The sequence below is a fragment of the Alysiella sp. genome (assembly GCF_030525755.1).
Lineage (GTDB): Bacteria > Pseudomonadota > Gammaproteobacteria > Burkholderiales > Neisseriaceae > Simonsiella.
The window spans coordinates 1-16,157 of record NZ_JAUNEC010000012.1 but is presented as its reverse complement, the minus strand read 5'-3'; the positions used below and the strand labels follow the sequence as shown (position 1 = coordinate 16,157).

19 protein-coding genes and 2 pseudogenes are annotated in these 16,157 nt (G+C 45.6%); 15 read left to right on the top strand and 6 right to left on the bottom strand.

The window, feature by feature from the left end:
• Positions 1-2 precede the first annotated feature (2 nt).
• The 8 genes from rplB to Q4B82_RS03815 all read left to right on the top strand — a co-directional run bounded on the left by rplB (position 3) and on the right by Q4B82_RS03815 (position 3,599).
• Entirely contained in the window at positions 3-836 is an 834-nt protein-coding gene (gene rplB / locus Q4B82_RS03850) for a 50S ribosomal protein L2 (protein WP_034295189.1), read from the top strand.
• Positions 837-841: 5 nt separating this feature from the next.
• A complete protein-coding gene (gene rpsS / locus Q4B82_RS03845; RefSeq protein ID WP_009119027.1) occupies positions 842-1,120 on the top strand; it encodes a 30S ribosomal protein S19 in 279 nt (92 codons plus the stop codon).
• 8 nt (positions 1,121-1,128) lie between these two features.
• Positions 1,129-1,458 (top strand): 50S ribosomal protein L22, encoded by a 330-nt coding sequence (gene rplV / locus Q4B82_RS03840; RefSeq protein WP_034295184.1) that lies wholly within the window; start codon positions 1,129-1,131, stop codon positions 1,456-1,458.
• A gap of 9 nt (positions 1,459-1,467) precedes the next feature.
• The gene (gene rpsC / locus Q4B82_RS03835; RefSeq protein WP_303065106.1) at positions 1,468-2,169 is read left to right on the top strand and encodes a 30S ribosomal protein S3; all 702 of its coding nucleotides are present in this window, start codon (positions 1,468-1,470) and stop codon (positions 2,167-2,169) included.
• Entirely contained in the window at positions 2,153-2,569 is a 417-nt protein-coding gene (rplP, locus tag Q4B82_RS03830; RefSeq protein ID WP_034295180.1) for a 50S ribosomal protein L16, read from the top strand. The genes rpsC and rplP overlap by 17 nt, the downstream gene beginning before the upstream one ends.
• Positions 2,569-2,760 carry a 50S ribosomal protein L29 gene (gene rpmC, locus Q4B82_RS03825; RefSeq protein ID WP_034295178.1) on the top strand — a complete coding sequence of 64 codons (192 nt, stop codon included), beginning with the start codon at positions 2,569-2,571 and terminating at the stop codon, positions 2,758-2,760. Before rplP ends, rpmC begins: the two co-directional genes overlap by 1 nt.
• The gene (gene rpsQ / locus Q4B82_RS03820) at positions 2,760-3,023 is read left to right on the top strand and encodes a 30S ribosomal protein S17 (RefSeq protein ID WP_034295176.1); all 264 of its coding nucleotides are present in this window, start codon (positions 2,760-2,762) and stop codon (positions 3,021-3,023) included. Before rpmC ends, rpsQ begins: the two co-directional genes overlap by 1 nt.
• A gap of 126 nt (positions 3,024-3,149) precedes the next feature.
• Positions 3,150-3,599, top strand: coding sequence for a hypothetical protein (locus Q4B82_RS03815; protein ID WP_303065104.1), 450 nt, complete (start codon positions 3,150-3,152; stop codon positions 3,597-3,599).
• A 265-nt stretch (positions 3,600-3,864) separates the two neighbouring features.
• Here Q4B82_RS03815 and Q4B82_RS03810 read toward each other — a convergent pair whose 3' ends face one another.
• The 3 genes and pseudogenes from Q4B82_RS03810 to Q4B82_RS03800 all read right to left on the bottom strand — a co-directional run.
• On the bottom strand, positions 3,865-4,668 hold the full coding sequence (locus Q4B82_RS03810; RefSeq protein WP_303065103.1) for a sulfite exporter TauE/SafE family protein: 804 nt from the start codon (positions 4,666-4,668) through the stop codon (positions 3,865-3,867).
• A 355-nt stretch (positions 4,669-5,023) separates the two neighbouring features.
• Positions 5,024-5,529 (bottom strand): annotated as a pseudogene (locus Q4B82_RS09500) (hypothetical protein); the annotation flags it as partial.
• 24 nt (positions 5,530-5,553) lie between these two features.
• Positions 5,554-5,736: pseudogene (locus tag Q4B82_RS03800) on the bottom strand (bifunctional precorrin-2 dehydrogenase/sirohydrochlorin ferrochelatase); the annotation flags it as partial.
• 405 nt (positions 5,737-6,141) lie between these two features.
• On the opposite strand from Q4B82_RS03800, the gene Q4B82_RS03795 reads away from it, so the two are divergent.
• The 5 genes from Q4B82_RS03795 to Q4B82_RS03775 all read left to right on the top strand — a co-directional run bounded on the left by Q4B82_RS03795 (position 6,142) and on the right by Q4B82_RS03775 (position 10,378).
• Positions 6,142-7,197 carry a sulfate ABC transporter substrate-binding protein gene (locus tag Q4B82_RS03795; protein ID WP_303065102.1) on the top strand — a complete coding sequence of 352 codons (1,056 nt, stop codon included), beginning with the start codon at positions 6,142-6,144 and terminating at the stop codon, positions 7,195-7,197.
• Between the two features lie 185 nt (positions 7,198-7,382).
• Positions 7,383-8,204 (top strand): sulfate ABC transporter permease subunit CysT, encoded by an 822-nt coding sequence (gene cysT / locus Q4B82_RS03790; RefSeq protein WP_303065101.1) that lies wholly within the window; start codon positions 7,383-7,385, stop codon positions 8,202-8,204.
• A 29-nt stretch (positions 8,205-8,233) separates the two neighbouring features.
• Positions 8,234-9,085 (top strand): sulfate ABC transporter permease subunit CysW, encoded by an 852-nt coding sequence (cysW, locus tag Q4B82_RS03785; protein ID WP_303065129.1) that lies wholly within the window; start codon positions 8,234-8,236, stop codon positions 9,083-9,085.
• A gap of 53 nt (positions 9,086-9,138) precedes the next feature.
• Positions 9,139-10,215, top strand: a complete 1,077-nt coding sequence (locus Q4B82_RS03780; protein ID WP_368501327.1) for a sulfate/molybdate ABC transporter ATP-binding protein — start codon at positions 9,139-9,141, stop codon at positions 10,213-10,215.
• A 1-nt stretch (position 10,216) separates the two neighbouring features.
• A complete protein-coding gene (locus Q4B82_RS03775) occupies positions 10,217-10,378 on the top strand; it encodes a hypothetical protein (RefSeq protein ID WP_303065100.1) in 162 nt (53 codons plus the stop codon).
• Positions 10,379-10,499: 121 nt separating this feature from the next.
• On the opposite strand, the gene Q4B82_RS03770 is transcribed toward Q4B82_RS03775, so the two are convergent.
• The 3 genes from Q4B82_RS03770 to Q4B82_RS03760 all read right to left on the bottom strand — a co-directional run bounded on the left by Q4B82_RS03770 (position 10,500) and on the right by Q4B82_RS03760 (position 13,457).
• On the bottom strand, positions 10,500-11,390 hold the full coding sequence (locus Q4B82_RS03770) for a DMT family transporter (RefSeq protein WP_303065099.1): 891 nt from the start codon (positions 11,388-11,390) through the stop codon (positions 10,500-10,502).
• 81 nt (positions 11,391-11,471) lie between these two features.
• Complete coding sequence (locus Q4B82_RS03765; RefSeq protein ID WP_303065098.1) at positions 11,472-11,993, bottom strand: gluconokinase; 522 nt, start codon at positions 11,991-11,993, stop codon at positions 11,472-11,474.
• 75 nt (positions 11,994-12,068) lie between these two features.
• Positions 12,069-13,457, bottom strand: a complete 1,389-nt coding sequence (locus Q4B82_RS03760; RefSeq protein WP_303065128.1) for a GntP family permease — start codon at positions 13,455-13,457, stop codon at positions 12,069-12,071.
• 356 nt (positions 13,458-13,813) lie between these two features.
• Here Q4B82_RS03760 and recA point away from each other — a divergent pair, with 356 nt between their 5' ends.
• Together recA and Q4B82_RS03750 are read left to right on the top strand one after the other, a co-directional pair.
• A complete protein-coding gene (gene recA, locus Q4B82_RS03755) occupies positions 13,814-14,923 on the top strand; it encodes a recombinase RecA (protein ID WP_303065097.1) in 1,110 nt (369 codons plus the stop codon).
• Between the two features lie 103 nt (positions 14,924-15,026).
• Positions 15,027-15,971, top strand: coding sequence for a TraB/GumN family protein (locus tag Q4B82_RS03750; RefSeq protein WP_303065096.1), 945 nt, complete (start codon positions 15,027-15,029; stop codon positions 15,969-15,971).
• The last annotated feature ends 186 nt before the right edge of the window (positions 15,972-16,157 follow it).

Here is a 16,157-nt window from a genome sequence, read left to right as displayed (position 1 = left end):
GCATGGCTATCGTAAAAATGAAACCGACCTCTGCAGGTCGTCGCGGCATGGTGCGTGTGGTAACTGAAGGTTTGTACAAAGGCGCAGCTTACGCTCCTTTGTTGGAAAAACAAAAAACCACCGCAGGTCGCAACAACAACGGTCACATTACCACACGCCACAAAGGTGGTGGTCATAAACACCATTACCGCGTTGTGGACTTCAAACGCAATAAAGATGGCATTCCTGCCAAAGTAGAGCGCATTGAATACGACCCCAACCGCACCGCACACATCGCATTGTTGTGCTATGCAGACGGTGAACGCCGTTACATCATCGCCCCACGCGGTATTCAGGCAGGTGCAGTATTGGTAAGCGGTGCAGAAGCCGCCATCAAAGTGGGCAACACTTTGCCAATCCGCAACATTCCTGTTGGTACCACCATTCACTGCATTGAAATGAAACCTGGTAAAGGCGCACAAATCGCGCGTTCTGCTGGTGCTTCTGCAGTGTTGTTGGCAAAAGAAGGCATTTACGCCCAAGTGCGTTTGCGTTCTGGCGAAGTTCGCCGCATTCACGTTGATTGCCGCGCCACCATCGGTGAAGTGGGCAACGAAGAGCAAAGCCTGAAAAAAATCGGTAAAGCAGGTGCCAACCGTTGGCGTGGTATTCGCCCAACCGTACGCGGTGTGGTGATGAACCCAGTAGACCACCCACATGGTGGTGGTGAAGGTCGCACAGGCGAAGCACGCGAACCCGTTAGCCCATGGGGTACTCCTGCCAAAGGCTATCGCACTCGTAACAACAAACGCACGGACAATATGATTGTTCGCCGCCGCTACTCTAACAAAGGTTAATTAACATGGCTCGTTCATTGAAAAAAGGTCCATACGTTGACCTGCACTTATTGAAAAAAGTAGATGCGGCTCGTGCGAACAACGACAAGCGTCCAATCAAAACTTGGTCGCGCCGTTCTACCATTTTGCCTGATTTCATCGGCTTAACCATTGCTGTACACAACGGTCGCACACATGTGCCTGTGTTCATCAGCGACAACATGGTCGGTCATAAATTGGGTGAGTTCTCATTGACCCGTACCTTTAAAGGTCATTTGGCTGATAAAAAAGCCAAGAAAAAATAAGGTGAAACATGAGAGTAACTGCACAACATAACAACGCCCGCATTTCTGCTCAAAAAGCCCGCTTGGTGGCAGACATGATTCGTGGTAAAGACGTTGCCCAAGCCCTGAACATTTTGGCATTCAGCCCCAAAAAAGGTGCTGAATTGATTAAAAAAGTGTTGGAATCCGCCATCGCCAATGCCGAACACAACAACGGTGCCGACATTGATGAATTGAAAGTCGTAACGATTTTCGTGGACAAAGGACCCAGCCTGAAACGCTTCCAAGCGCGTGCCAAAGGTCGCGGTAACCGCATTGAAAAACAAACTTGCCACATCAACGTGGTGGTAGGCAACTAAGGAATAACCATGGGACAAAAAATTCATCCAGTTGGTTTCCGACTGGCAGTCAATAAAGACTGGTCTTCAAAATGGTTTGCCAAAAGCACCGACTTTGCCGCCGTTTTGAAACAAGATATTGATGTACGCGAATATTTGCGTAAACGTTTAGCCAATGCTTCTGTTAGCCGTGTCGTGATTGAGCGTCCTGCTAAATCTGCACGCATTACCATTCACACGGCTCGCCCTGGTGTGGTAATCGGTCAAAAAGGCGCAGACATTGAAGTATTGAAACGCGATTTGGAAAAATTGCTGGGTGTGGCGGTTCATGTGAACATTGAAGAAATCCGCAAACCTGAATTGGACGCGCAATTGATTGCTGACGGTATCGCGCAACAATTGGAAAAACGTGTTCAATTCCGCCGTGCCATGAAACGCGCCATGCAAAACGCCATGCGCGCTGGCGCAAAAGGCATCAAAATTATGGTGTCTGGTCGTTTGAACGGTGCGGACATTGCGCGTAGCGAATGGTATCGTGAAGGTCGTGTGCCTTTGCATACTTTACGCGCTGATGTGGATTATGCTACCAGCGAAGCCTTGACCACTTATGGTATCTTGGGCTTGAAAGTATGGGTGTACAAAGGCGAAGTAGGTCAAGTTCAAGCGCAGCCTGAACAACGCGAAAACCGCCGCAACAACCGTAAAGGAGGTCGCAATGCTGCAACCAACTAGACTGAAATACCGCAAACAGCACAAAGGTCGCAACACGGGCGTGGCAACACGCGGTAACACCGTTAGCTTTGGCGATTTTGGTTTGAAAGCTGTGGGTCGTGGTCGTTTGACTGCTCGTCAAATTGAGGCGGCTCGCCGTGCGATGACGCGCCACATCAAACGTGGTGGTCGCATTTGGATTCGCGTATTCCCCGATAAACCGATTACGGCTAAACCCATTCAAGTGCGTATGGGTGGCGGTAAAGGTTCGGTTGAATACTATGTTGCCGAAATCCAACCCGGTAAAGTGTTGTATGAAATGGACGGCGTGGCTGAGTCTTTGGCGCGTGAAGCGTTTGCTTTGGCTGCGGCTAAATTGCCTATCCCAACAACCTTTGTAACAAGACAGGTGGGTAAATAATGAAAGCCAATGAATTGAAAGAAAAATCAGTTGAGCAACTGAACGAAGTTTTGGTTGATTTGCTGAAACAACAATTCGGTCTGCGTATGCAACATGCTACGGGTCAGTTGGGTCAAACCAGCGCGATTAAGCAAGTGCGCCGCGATATTGCTCGTGTGAAAACCATTATTGCCGAGAAAGGTGCCAAATAATGAGTACTGAAAAAATTGTTCGTACTTTGCAAGGCAAAGTGGTCAGCGACAAAATGGACAAAACCGTTACTGTATTGGTTGAACGTAAAGTAAAACACCCTTTGTACGGTAAAATTGTTCGCCGCTCTACCAAAATCCACGCTCATGATGAGCAAAACCAATATGGCATTGGCGACATTGTGGTGATTGAAGAATCTCGCCCTTTGTCTAAAACCAAAGCTTGGGTGGTAAAAGAGTTGGTTGAAAAAGCGCGTACTGTTTAATTGACAGCACCCTAATCAAAAGCGAAGTTTGCAGGATTTTTTCCTGTGAACTTCGCTTTTTTGTTTTCAGGCAGCCTGAAAAGGTTTTTCTTGCTAGAATGCTGTTTTTGTCATAAGGTGGCTGTCATGTCCAAACGCATTCGCATTCACAAAAATGCCCCACGCACAGACTACCCAATTACCAAAGTGATTTTGAGTTATGCATTTTGGGGTGGCGGTTTGGGCGGTGCTTTGTTGGCAACTTGGCTGATGTTTGGTGTGAAAACACATGAACCTACCAATTTCTTGGCTGCTTGGGTTTTGGCGATTTTTTTGTTTGGGCTTTATGGCAGCGTGATTGCCCATTTGCCTGCGGCTTTGTGTGGTGTGTTGATTGTGTGCTGCCGTTTGAGACGCAATTTGTGGGGCTTGTTGGCGGCTGCTGTCATCGGTGCTTTGTGCGGTGCGGTTTATGGCTATGTTTTATTTCAAAGAAGATACAGCAATTTTATGCTAAATGAATGGTTGGAGTGGGCAATTTTGTCGGCGGCAACGGCTTTTGTACTGGCATGTTTTGTGTTGCCGAAACGGGCTTGATTTTTCAGGCAGCCTGAAAAGAATAGGGGGCAGATATGAAATCTGCCCCTGCGTTTGTTTTCAAAATGATTTTGGCAAAAATAGTCGCAATTGAAAAAGCAGCACTATGGCGTTATCAGCGTCCTTATATAAGGTGTACAGGGCTCTCATTGTTGCCTCGTATTGCTCTTTTTCATTTCTACAACTGTATTTTCCGATGTTTGAGTGTAAACGACTTTTGTTGTGCTTATGTCATTTAAAATTTTAATATAATAAAAACAAATAATTAAATTAACTTCCAAGCCATTTGTGAAGCAATCAATAATAAGAACAATCCCATTGCTATTTTTAATTTATCTGCTGATAGTTTGTGTGCTACTTTTACGCCAAAGGGTGCGAATGTCATGGTACAAATTGCTAAAATGAAAACTACTGGGGTGTATATAAATCCCAAAGTATATTCAGGCAGGCCGTTTACATGCCAGCCAGAAAAAACATATCCGATTAGCCCTGATACAGATAAACCCCATGCCAATGCTGCGGAAGTACCAGTTGCCACATGAATGGGTACATTGCAATAAGTCATAAATGGTACAGATAAAGCCCCACCTCCTACGCCTGCCCAACTGGACAATATCCCAATTACACCTCCTGTACCGAATAAGCCGATGGGTTTTGGTAATTGTCGTGAGGGTCTGGGTTTTAATTTCAGTAAAAGTTGAATGGCGATGGCATACAGAAAAACAACAAAAAACAACTGTAAAAACCACATGGAAATGTATTGTGTTAGCCATGCGCCCAATAAACTGCCTACAATGATGGCGGGTGATAAATATTGCACAATACGCCAATTTACTGCGCCACGTTTGTGTTGAGACCAGGCACTGATAATGGTTGTGAAAACCATAACTGCAAATGAAGTACCCAATGCCAAATGTTGGTTGTATTCTCCTGCTATATTCAGTTTATGTAATAGCCACAGTACAATCGGTACGATCACTGTGCCTCCACCCAATCCCAATAAGCCTGCGATGAATCCTGCGCTGATACCAGCCAAAATCAGGGGCAACAAAATATCTATTGACCACATTTAATGATAGCACTTTCCTAAAAATGGCAAAATCACGATTCAATTTTGAATAAATCTTGATTTTACAAAGGTTTTTCGGATTGGTAACATCTGTATTTATGGTCGTTTCAAATGAACAATCGTGTACATCTCGTACACAAGAGAACCAGTAACACCATATTATTTTACGGCTCATACACTTAAAACAGTTACAGCGTTAGTTCTCTGCCTTGAGCCTGTTCCAAATTATGTCAGTGATAATTTGAAACGACCACAATTAAAGGGATATTGTAACGCAAAATCATTTTAGGCAGCCTTACAATATACGACAAAAATTAAAATGCGACTTGAAATATCAAAACTACTCTCATGAGTTTCACAAGTTTGCTTCGTTCCCCTCTTGCATAGGTGAGAATTCATGTTTGATTTTCAGAAACAAAATTTTGTGTAGTTCAACTTTGGCTTCCCACCTATGGGCATAACTGCCCAAAATAAAATTGAAAAAACCTTTAATAACTTGTTTCCTCATCCACTTGTGGAGAGAAGATTGCGTAAGAGAAATTCTAGTTGCACAATATTCGTTCGAATCGCAAAATCGCCAAAATTTTATCTGCTGTGATGTTTTCGCGGAACAAACGTGGAATGCGTGTTCCCTCGCGGTTGCCGCCAACGTGCAAATTGTAGTGTCCCACTGCTTTGCCCACCAAACCGATTTCCGCCAACATCGCCCGTCCGCAACCGTTGGGACAGCCTGTAACGCGCAATTTGCTCAATCACAGCTTTTTGATTTTCTTCAATATTTGCCACGATTAAATTTTGATTGGCGGTTAAACGAAAATCGCCTGCGTGGATTTCGGCAATTTTGCGAATGCCCGTTTTCAATAAACAAAGTCAAATGCCAATGCCGCCCGAGCTGGAAATGGCAATTTGCACGGGGCTGCGGTCAATAATGGACGGAAAAATCATGTCGCAATGCGCCAAATCATCTACGCTGTTTACAGGGCGATTTTTGTGCGTGGCAACATCGCCACCCCCCACCACTAAAACGGGTTTGTCGCGCAAATTGAAAAATAAGGGCAGGTAGTCCATGTTTTGTGTTCCTGTATTTTTTATTTGAAATCAGCATATTGTTAAATTGACAACCATCTGACCCTCTCTCCCTCTGGGAGAGAGATGGAGAGAGGGCTGGTGGGGCGGCAAACCCTCTCCCCAGCCCTCTCCCGCAGGAGAGGGAGCGAAATTGCTGTCGTTTTTGGTGTTTTCCATCTTACAGGCTGCCTGAAAAGTGATAGAAATACCATTTATCCATTTAAGATATAATTTTTAAGTCTAATTATTGAATTTAAATCATTTTTTGATGAAAAAATTGCCATTTTGCCGCATAGAATTAAATTGAATATTCAATATTGAATAAGGGTATTTTGTGAAATGTGTGATTGTGTCTAATATGATTGTGCTTTTTGTTTAACCCTTTTCAGAAAAAGAAGCAACATCATGATTTTTAAAAATAAAACTTTATTTGCCGTTTTGGGTTTGGGCTTTGCGCTGGCAGCCTGCGGTGGTGGCAACAAGGCGCAAAACAATCCGCCACAACAAGGTGCAGCCCCCATTCAGGCAGCCAACGCCACGCAAATTTTGAACGTGTCTTACGATGTGATGCGTGATTTTTATAAAGAATTTAACCCATTGTTTATCAAGCATTATCAGGCGCAAGGCAAACAGGTGGACATTCAACAATCGCATGGCGGTTCAAGTAAGCAGGCTTTGTCGGTGGCGAATGGTTTGAAAGCCGATGTGGTGACGATGAATCAATCGTCTGATATTGAATTGTTGGAGAAAAAAGGTTTGGTTTCAAAAGATTGGCAACAAAAATTGCCGAATCATGCCGTACCGTTTACCAGCACCACCGTGTTTTTGGTTCGCAAAGGCAATCCGAAAAACATCAAAAATTGGGCAGATTTGACCCAGCCTGATGTGAAACTGGTCATTGCCAACCCCAAAACTTCGGGCAATGGTCGCTACACTTTCTTGGCGGCTTACGGCTATGCCTTGAAAGAAAACGCCAACAATCACGATGCCGCCAAAGTGTTCACGCAAAAATTGTTTGCCAATGCTGTCGTTTTGGAAGCGGGCGGACGCGGCGCAACCACATCTTTCATTGAGCGCAAAATGGGCGATGCGCTGATTACCTTTGAAAATGAAGCGAATTTAGCCGCGCAAACTTTTGGCAAAGGCGAATTTGAAATCGTCTATCCCAGCTATTCCATTGCGATGGAAAGCCCTGTTGCCGTTGTGAATGGCGTGGCGGACAAAAAAGGCACGGCGCAAATTGCCCACGATTATTTGGCGCATTTGTGGAGCGATGAAGCACAAGAATTGGCAGCAAAATTGTATTTGCGCCCCAGCAAGGCGGAAATTTTGGCAAAACACGAAGCGCGTTTTCCGAAAGTGGAAACGTTTCGTGCCAATGATGTGTTTGGTTCTTGGGACGAGATAATGAAAACGCATTTTGCCGATGGCGGTGTGTTTGACCAGATTAACAAGCGTTGATGGTTAAATGGATTTCAGGCTGCCTGAAAGCATTTTTGATGTGCCACAAATCTCATTCCCTCTCCTGTGGGAGAGGGTTAGGGAGAGGGTAAAAACCGTTGAGTTTGTGGCACTTTTGCTCTCTCCCCAGCCCTCTCCCACAGGAGAGGGAGCGAAATGCTGGCACGATAAGGATTACCACCAAAATGAAATTATTAAAACAACACACCGTTTTGCCCTGTTTTGGTGTGAGTTTGGGCGTGGGTGTTTTGGCTTTATCGTTGATGGTGTTTTTGCCGCTTGCGATGTTGCTTTACACCGTTTCGGATATGGGCTGGCAGGCGTTTTGGCACACGGTGGGCGATGAACGCACCCTGTTTGCCATGACTTTGACGCTGAAAATGTCGCTGTATGCCACGCTGACCAATGTGTTTTTTGGTACTTTGGTGGCGTGGGTGTTGGTGCGTTATGATTTTTGGGGCAAAAGTGTGGTGAATGCGCTGGTGGATTTGCCCTTTGCCTTGCCTACTGCCGTTATGGGGGTGGCATTGGCGAGTTTGTACGCGCCCAATGGTTTGATTGGGCAACTGTTTCCTTTCAAAATTGCCTTTACCCCCATTGGGATTTGGATTGCGCTGATTGTGGTGAGTTTGCCCTTTGTGGTGCGTGCGGTGCAACCTGTGTTGGCAGAATTGTCGCCCGAATACGAAGAGGCGGCTGCCACTTTGGGAGCTGGGCGTGGGGTGGTGTTTCGCAGGGTGTTGCTGCCTGAAATTTTGCCTGCTGTGGTCATGGGTGCGGGCATGGCGTTTGCGCGGGCAACGGGCGAATACGGTTCGGTGATTTTCATCGCAGGCAATATTCCGATGGAATCGGAAATTTTGCCTTTGATTATTGCGGGCAAATTTGAGTTGTTTGACATTCAAGGGGCGAGCGCGGTGGCATTGATGATGCTCATGATTTCATTTGTGATTTTGTTTGTGTTGAACATTTGGCAATGGCGATTGAATCGGCGTGTGGGTGGCTGAATGGTTCAGGCAGCCTGAAAGGATTTTTTATGGACAACCAACATTTAACCGAACCCCCTTATTTGCGCTGTGTTCTGATTGCGGTGGCATTGCTTTTTTTGGCGATGATGTTGCTGGTGCCATTGCTGTCGGTGTTTTATTATGCGCTGGAAGGTGGCTGGCGGCTCTATCTTGCCGCGCTGACTGACCCCGAAGCCTTGCACGCGCTGCAATTAACGCTGACCATTGCGGCAATTGTTGTGCCATTGAATGCGATTTTGGGTATGGCAATGGCGTGGCTGCTGACCCGTTTTGATTTTTATGGTAAACAATGGCTGAGTACCTTATTGGATTTGCCATTTTCCGTATCGCCTGTGGTGGCGGGTTTGATGTTTGTGTTGCTGTTTGGCGCAAATTCGGCAATGGGTGGCTGGCTGGAATCGCACAACATACAGATTGTGTTTGCATTGCCCAGCATGATTTTGGCAACTTTGTTTGTTACCTTTCCCTTTGTTGCCAAGTCATTGATTCCCATCATGCAAACGCAGGGCAGCAGCGAAGAACAGGCAGCCTTAATCTTGGGTGCGAATGCGTGGCAGATGTTTTGGCGCGTTACTTTGCCCAATGTGAAATGGGCGTTGCTGTATGGCATCATTTTGACCAATGCGCGGGCGATGGGCGAATTTGGCGCGGTGAGCATGGTGTCGGGGCATATTCGCGGTCAAACCAACACTTTACCTTTGCAAGTGGAAATTTTGTACAACGAATACCAGTTTACGGCGGCATTTGCCTTGTCCAGTGTGTTGGCGTTTTTGGCTTTGCTGACTTTGCTGTTGCAAAATTTTTTGGATTGGCGACAGCGTAAAGCTTTGGCAATGGCGGCGCGAGAGACACATCAATAATGTCATGAAACGCCTTTTCAGGCAGCCTGAAACCAAAAATATGGAAATCAAAAATGTCTATCCAAATCAAAAATCTAAATAAATCTTTCGGCGATTTCCACGCCTTGCACGACATCAATTTGAACGTCCCCACAGGCAGCCTAACCGCCTTGCTGGGGCCAAGCGGTTGCGGCAAAACCACGCTGTTGCGGATTATCGCGGGCTTGGAAACCGCCACCAATGGACAAATTCTGTTTGACAATCAAGATGTTTCCCACACGCCTGTACGCGAACGGCAAGTGGGTTTCATGTTTCAACATTACGCGCTGTTTCGGCACATGAATGTGGCAGACAACATTGCTTTCGGTTTAGAAGTGAAACCACGCGCCACACGACCCAATAAAACTCAAATTAAACAAACAGTTGATGAATTGCTGAAATTGGTGCAGTTGGAACATTTGGCAAAAGCCTATCCAGCACAACTGTCGGGTGGACAACGCCAACGCATTGCATTGGCACGCGCTTTGGCAACCCAGCCCAAATTGCTTTTATTGGACGAACCTTTTGGGGCATTGGACACGAAAGTCCGCAAAGAATTGCGTGCTTGGTTGCGGCAAATTCAGCAAAAATTGGGCATCACCACCATTTTGGTTACGCACGACCAAGAAGAAGCACTTGAAATGGCTGATGAAATTGTCGTGATGAATCATGGCAAAATTGAGCAGATTGGTTCGGGCGTGGCATTGTATGACAATCCGCAGAGCGTGTTTGTAACCGAGTTTTTGGGTGAAGTGAATGTTTTGCAAGGCGAAATATTTTCAGGCAGCCTGAAAGTGGGCGATTACCGTGAGCCGCATTCACAAAACCAAAATTACCCCAAAGTGAGTGTGTACGTTCGTCCGCACGAGTTTCACATCAGTCGTATGCCTTTGGAAAATGCAATTGGGCAAGCGCAAGTTGTACAACAAAATTTATTGGGTTCGGTGGCGCGTTTGACAGTTGCCACACCTTTGAGCGAAAAGCCTGTACAAATTGTATTAAGCACTGATTTTTATCAACAATTTCAAACGCAAATCGGCGAGCAAATTTGGTTTAAACCTACACGAACTAAAGTATTCAGGCTGCCTGAAATAGTGGAATATGTGATTTAATATGGCATCACGATATCCGAAGTTATGGACATTTAAAATGTATGGTTGCGGAATTGAAAAAGCAGTACGGCGTTACCGCTTTGTTCGTGTTTATTTTAAACAAATTGTGTGCTCACTTTCAGGCAGCCTTGATGTGATTGGACTGCTTGAAACGCGTTTTTGACCTTAAATTATGGTCGTTTCAAATACAAGTTGTACCGTGTTGTCAATGATCTGATGTACTGGGTGTGTACATGGTTCTTGTTGTTGTCTTGTCCTGATTTGTATTTGAAACGACCATGAGATTATTGGGTGCGATTGGAAAGAATCAAACCCAATGCAATCAAACCAATGCCAGCGGCATGATAAGCCTGAAATATTTCGTCTAATATGCTTACCGATAATAGCACGCCAAACACAGGCATCAGGTGAATGGATAAACCTGCACGTATTGCCCCTACTTTTGTTACTGCGAACGCATACAACAGATATGCGACAACAGACGGGAAAACGCCAATGTATGCCAATCCCAAAATGGATTGTTGGTGTAAATGAATGGTTTGATTGTGGAACAAAATTTCCCATAAAAATAAGGGTAACAATGTGATAAGTGCCAATACAATTTGTACTGCCATTAAACCGATTTTATTGATTTCGGGTGGAATCTGCTTCATCCACAGCGTGTAAAACGCCCAACAAATCATCGCTAAAAACACCCATAAATCGCCTGAATTGAATGACAAAGTCAGTAAGCGTTGAATGTCGCCTGCCAAAATAATGCTTGTCACGCCCAACATGGATACAATTAAACCCATGATTTGATTGTATTTCAGTTTTTGTTGGTAAAACACCGCACCCATCAACATAATCAATACAGGAATGCAGGAATTGAGCAGTAATGCATTGGTGGTTGTGGTGTCATGCAAACCTTTGTAAATCAGGGTGTTGAATGAAGCCACGCCCACAATCGAGGTTGCCACGATTTTGCCAAAATGGGTACGATATGATGTCCAGTCGCGCTGTACCCATCGCCATGCAAATGGCAAAATGAATAAAAACGCCAAAACCCAGCGTCCAAAAGACAATGAAAAAGGCGGAATGTCGTCGCGTATGACCTTGCCCACCACAAAATTGCCTGCCCAAAAAAGGGGTGGCAAAACCAAAAAAGGCAGATTTTTTAAGAAATGACTTGGCATGATGGTAATAGGAGATTTGGGTTTCAGGCAGCCTGAATAATGCGTTTATGCTGCCTGAAAGGGTGTGTGAATACAGCTTGTTCAGGCTGTTTGCGTAACAGTATCCAGCCAAGCTGTGATGATTTTTCCCACTTCTTCGGGTGCGCCTGCGCTGTCAATGACCACACCTTGCTCGTCTGCTTGCAAAGGCTCTAAAATCGCCAATTGCGAATCCACCATATTGGCTTTCATGTAATGTCCTTGTCGTGCCGCCATGCGTTGGCGATTCACGTCAATCGGTGGCGACAAATGAATGAAATACACATTGCCTTCTGCACCACGTAAAATATCGCGGTAGGCTTTTTTCAAGGCGGAACACGTTACTACGCTATATGGTTTGCCATTACGCGCTTGTTCACTCATCCAATCGCGCAGATTTTCCAGCCAAGGACGGCGGTCGTCATCATTTAAGGGAATGCCACTGCCCATTTTGTCGCGGTTGGCTTGGGTATGAAAGTCATCACCTTCAGCATAGGGACATAAATTAAAATGTTTTTGTACGGTTTGTGCGGCAGTGGTTTTGCCGCAACCGCAAATGCCCATGATTACGAAATGTTTTGTCATGCGTTTCCTTTTCAACTTGTTGAGGCTGCCTGAAACTTGTTTGGATTAACTGTTTTCAGGCAGCCTGAAAACCTTTTATCCCAAAATCGCCACCGCAATCGCCGATAATACAAAACCAATCATGGCAATCAAGGTTTGGTTTACTGTCCATGTTTTCAGTGTGGTTGCTTCGTCCATATTCAGCAAACGACCAACCAACCAAAAGCCTGAATCATTGACATGGCTGGCGGCAACCGAACCTGCGGCGGTTGCCAAAACCACACCTGCCAGTTGCCATTCATTGTAACCCATTGCCGCAACAGCAGGTGCCATCAAAGCCGAAGCCGTCATCAGCGCAACCGTTGCTGAACCTTGTGCAATTCGCAAAACCAAAGCCACCAAGAAACAACCCAACAACACAGGTACACCCAAATCACCCATTGTGTCTGCCAATGCCTTACCAATGCCCGATGCACGCAAAACACCGCCAAACATACCGCCTGCACCTGTAATCAAAATCACAGAACAAACTGGACCGAGTGTACTGTCAAGTGTTTTTTCCAGCGCGCTGGCAGTCATACCGCGTTTTCGTCCCAAGAAATACATTGCCGCCAACACCGAAATCAGCAAAGCAATCGGTGTTGCGCCCATCATGCGTAAAAATTGTACCCATTGTGCCTTGTCGTCCACCAAGCCAGCTGATGAAGCCATGTGCAAGCCTGTGTTCATAAAAATCAGGAACATGGGAATCAGCATCAAACCGATGACCAAACCTGCGCTGGCAGGTTGTTGTGGTTGGTCGTCATCTTGTTTGCCACCCGCTACCAAATCGGGTACGGGCAAAGGGAACAATTTATTGGCAGTTAAGCCCCACCAATAGCCACTGACCAACCACGTTAAAACCGCAATCGGTAAGCCCAAAATCAAAACATAGCCCACGCCTGCACCATATAATTCCGATGCCGCAATCGCGCCTGGGTGAGGTGGCAAGAAAACATGCATTACCGAAAATGCGCCAATAGACGGCAAAGCGTATGCCAACACATTGGCTTTCATGCGCCGCGCAGTTGCAAACACAATCGGCAGCATCACAATCAAACCCGCATCAAAAAACATGGGAAAACCAAAAATTAATGATGCCACGCCCAAAGCCAAAGGTGCGCGTTTTTCACCAAAAGCACGAATCATCGCATCAGCAAGCGATTGTGCGCCGCCCGAAGTTTCCACCAATCGTCCAAGCATTGCACCCAAACCCACCAATAAAGCCACACCGCCCAAAGTGCCACCAAAGTTTTTGACCAGCACATCATTGACCAATGCGCCAAAAGGCAAACCTGTGGCAATCGCGGTAAACAGACTGACCAAAATCAAAGTCAACAAAGCATGTACGCGAAATTTCATGATTAAAACAAGAATTAAGGCAATGGCAACTGCGGCAATGCCCAACAGCGAACCAGCACTTAATGTTTGTGTCCAACCGTCCATCAAAGTGTTCTCCAAAAGAAAGATTGATTGTTCAAAAACCGCATTCATTCATCTGCACTTTAAAATAATCGTGTGGTTTTTCTGCACCCAATCACACGGTGAGGCGTTCGTACGAAGAAAAATACAGACTGGGATACAAATGGGTTTTTCATGAGAAATCATTTTCAGGCAGCCTGATGTGTGTGTCGTTTCATGAAGGCAGCCTGAAAACCATGGCATTATATGATTGTTTGTTGTGCAGCGTGGTCATTTTTTATCGCCAATGATGCCAATTGAAAGCAGAACAAAATCCCTTTCAGGCAGCCTGATTTGTGAGATAATGGCGCGTTTTCAAATTTTGATTGTGAGTAAACAAAATGGCAGAAAAATCATCTAAAAACAAAACCGTGAGCAAAATTGATGACCCCAAAGACAAAGCCGCTGCGCTGCAAGCGGCATTGGCACAAATTGAGAAAAATTTCGGCAAAGGTGCGGTCATGAAAATGGACGGCACACAAGAAGCCGATGAAATCCAAGTGATTTCTACAGGTTCGCTGGGCTTGGACTTGGCTTTGGGCATTGGTGGCTTGCCGCGTGGTCGCATTGTGGAAATTTTTGGTCCTGAATCTTCGGGTAAAACCACTTTGTGTTTGGAAACCATTGCCCAATGTCAAAAAAATGGCGGCGTGTGTGCCTTTATTGATGCTGAAAATGCGTTTGACCCAATTTATGCGCGTGCTTTGGGTGTAAAAGTGGAAGAACTATTGGTGTCGCAACCCGATACAGGCGAGCAGGCTTTGGAAATTTGCGATACTTTGGTACGTTCAGGCGGTGTGGACATGGTGGTGGTGGACTCGGTTGCCGCACTCGTTCCCAAAGCCGAAATTGAAGGCGATATGGGCGACAGCCACGTTGGTTTGCAAGCCCGTTTGATGAGCCAAGCTTTGCGTAAATTGGCAGGACACATCAAAAAAACCAATACTTTGGTGGTGTTCATCAACCAACTTCGCATGAAAATCGGCGTGATGTTTGGCAATCCTGAAACCACAACAGGCGGTAATGCGCTGAAATTCTATGCTTCGGTTCGCATTGACATTCGTGGTACCACGCAAATCAAAGCCAAAGAAGGCGAAGAGCCGATTGGCAAAGAGACCAAAGTTAAAGTCATCAAAAACAAAGTTGCCCCACCATTCCGCAGCGCAGGTTTTGATATTTTGTATGGCGAGGGCATCAGTTGGGAAGGCGAAGTAATTGACATTGGTAGCGACTTGGGCATCATCAAAAAATCGGGTGCATGGTTCAGCTACGAAGGCAACAAAATCGGTCAAGGCAAAGAAAATGTCCGCATTTGGTTGAAAGAAAACCCCGAAATGGCAAAAGAAATTGAGGGCAAAATTCGCGCTGCTGCGGGTACTACCGTTCGCATTACCGAAGGTACACGTGATGAAACCGATGGTGATGAGCCAGAAGATGCTTATGAGGAATAAATTGGGTGATTTTGATTGAATCATCACGGCTTTCAGGCAGCCTTAATTTTGTACAGGCTGCCTGAAAGCATAGGTGCTTACATTTTACTTAAACTGATTGAACATGATAAACAAAACCTTCTATCGCTCCTTTTTTCTGTTTCTGTTTTTCTTCATCTTTATGGTGTCGCCCGCCATTGCCAAAGAAACAGCCGATAGCTTAATCTGGCAAATCAGCAAAAAAGGACAACCCAACAGTTATCTCATTGGTACATTGCATTTAGGCAAAAAAGGCAGCACATTGCCCAAAGCGTTTCAGGCAGCTTTAAACAACAGCGCGGTTCTGGTTCTAGAAACGCGCAGTTCCCCTGAATACATAGCACAAAATCCCTACGAAGCCATGCAGATGTTCACCCATTTCACGCACAAGAAAAGTTTGAGGCAAACATTAGGCATACAACGTTTACAAGCCATTCGCCGAATTTACGCCAAAAGTAGCCTGCCTGAACTCAATCTAATCTTCACGCCAGAAGCTCAAATTGCGCCATGGGTGGTATGGTTTTATTTCAGTTATGATTTAGTGCCAGACCATTACGATCTTGATAATGGCATAGACATGCAGCTGGAACGCCAAGCTGAAAAAACGGGCAAACACATTATCGGTTTAGAACACGATGAAGCCCTGATAATGCTGAAAAAAATACCAGATGATGTTGCCATTCGCGCCATTGATGCCGTGCTTGCAAATCCACAAAAACTGGGTGCACAAAACGCCCAAATGTTTCGCTTTTATGAGCAAGGTCGCTTGCAGGATTTGTGGCAATGGGTCAAGCAGTCCAACAGCCTATCTTATGGCTTATCAGCAGCCGATGCCAAACTGATTGACCACCTGTTTTACGAACAGCTGCTGAAACAACGCAACCAAAACTGGCTATCCAAAATCATCACCATGTTACCTACCAACAGCCACACCATTGCCGTTGGTGCGGCGCATTTGGCAGGCGAAAACGGTTTGATTGCACTATTGCGTCAGCAAGGCTATCAAGTCGTACCGATTAAAATGAACTGAACCTTCTCAAGCAGCCTGAATGATTTTTACTGTGTACTGTAAGGCTGCCTGAAAATACCATTGATTGAGACAAACCCATGAAATCCCCCGAATTACTTCTCCCCGCAGGCGGTTTAGAACGCATGCGTGCCGCCTACGATTTTGGCGCAGACGCGGTTTACGCAGGTTCGCCACGCTATTCTTTGC

What these genes read in the sequence shown, in the direction of transcription:
- rplB (WP_034295189.1), top strand. Translation starts at nt 3, where the DNA reads ATGGCTATCGTAAAAATGAAACCGACCTCTGCAGGTCGTCGCGGCATG.
- rpsS (WP_009119027.1), top strand. Translation starts at nt 842, where the DNA reads ATGGCTCGTTCATTGAAAAAAGGTCCATACGTTGACCTGCACTTATTG.
- rplV (WP_034295184.1), top strand. Translation starts at nt 1,129, where the DNA reads ATGAGAGTAACTGCACAACATAACAACGCCCGCATTTCTGCTCAAAAA.
- rpsC (WP_303065106.1), top strand. Translation starts at nt 1,468, where the DNA reads ATGGGACAAAAAATTCATCCAGTTGGTTTCCGACTGGCAGTCAATAAA.
- rplP (WP_034295180.1), top strand. Translation starts at nt 2,153, where the DNA reads ATGCTGCAACCAACTAGACTGAAATACCGCAAACAGCACAAAGGTCGC.
- rpmC (WP_034295178.1), top strand. Translation starts at nt 2,569, where the DNA reads ATGAAAGCCAATGAATTGAAAGAAAAATCAGTTGAGCAACTGAACGAA.
- rpsQ (WP_034295176.1), top strand. Translation starts at nt 2,760, where the DNA reads ATGAGTACTGAAAAAATTGTTCGTACTTTGCAAGGCAAAGTGGTCAGC.
- Q4B82_RS03815 (WP_303065104.1), top strand. Translation starts at nt 3,150, where the DNA reads ATGTCCAAACGCATTCGCATTCACAAAAATGCCCCACGCACAGACTAC.
- Q4B82_RS03810 (WP_303065103.1), bottom strand. Translation starts at nt 4,668, where the DNA reads ATGTGGTCAATAGATATTTTGTTGCCCCTGATTTTGGCTGGTATCAGC.
- Q4B82_RS03795 (WP_303065102.1), top strand. Translation starts at nt 6,142, where the DNA reads ATGATTTTTAAAAATAAAACTTTATTTGCCGTTTTGGGTTTGGGCTTT.
- cysT (WP_303065101.1), top strand. Translation starts at nt 7,383, where the DNA reads ATGAAATTATTAAAACAACACACCGTTTTGCCCTGTTTTGGTGTGAGT.
- cysW (WP_303065129.1), top strand. Translation starts at nt 8,234, where the DNA reads ATGGACAACCAACATTTAACCGAACCCCCTTATTTGCGCTGTGTTCTG.
- Q4B82_RS03780 (WP_368501327.1), top strand. Translation starts at nt 9,139, where the DNA reads ATGTCTATCCAAATCAAAAATCTAAATAAATCTTTCGGCGATTTCCAC.
- Q4B82_RS03775 (WP_303065100.1), top strand. Translation starts at nt 10,217, where the DNA reads ATGGCATCACGATATCCGAAGTTATGGACATTTAAAATGTATGGTTGC.
- Q4B82_RS03770 (WP_303065099.1), bottom strand. Translation starts at nt 11,390, where the DNA reads ATGCCAAGTCATTTCTTAAAAAATCTGCCTTTTTTGGTTTTGCCACCC.
- Q4B82_RS03765 (WP_303065098.1), bottom strand. Translation starts at nt 11,993, where the DNA reads ATGACAAAACATTTCGTAATCATGGGCATTTGCGGTTGCGGCAAAACC.
- Q4B82_RS03760 (WP_303065128.1), bottom strand. Translation starts at nt 13,457, where the DNA reads ATGGACGGTTGGACACAAACATTAAGTGCTGGTTCGCTGTTGGGCATT.
- recA (WP_303065097.1), top strand. Translation starts at nt 13,814, where the DNA reads ATGGCAGAAAAATCATCTAAAAACAAAACCGTGAGCAAAATTGATGAC.
- Q4B82_RS03750 (WP_303065096.1), top strand. Translation starts at nt 15,027, where the DNA reads ATGATAAACAAAACCTTCTATCGCTCCTTTTTTCTGTTTCTGTTTTTC.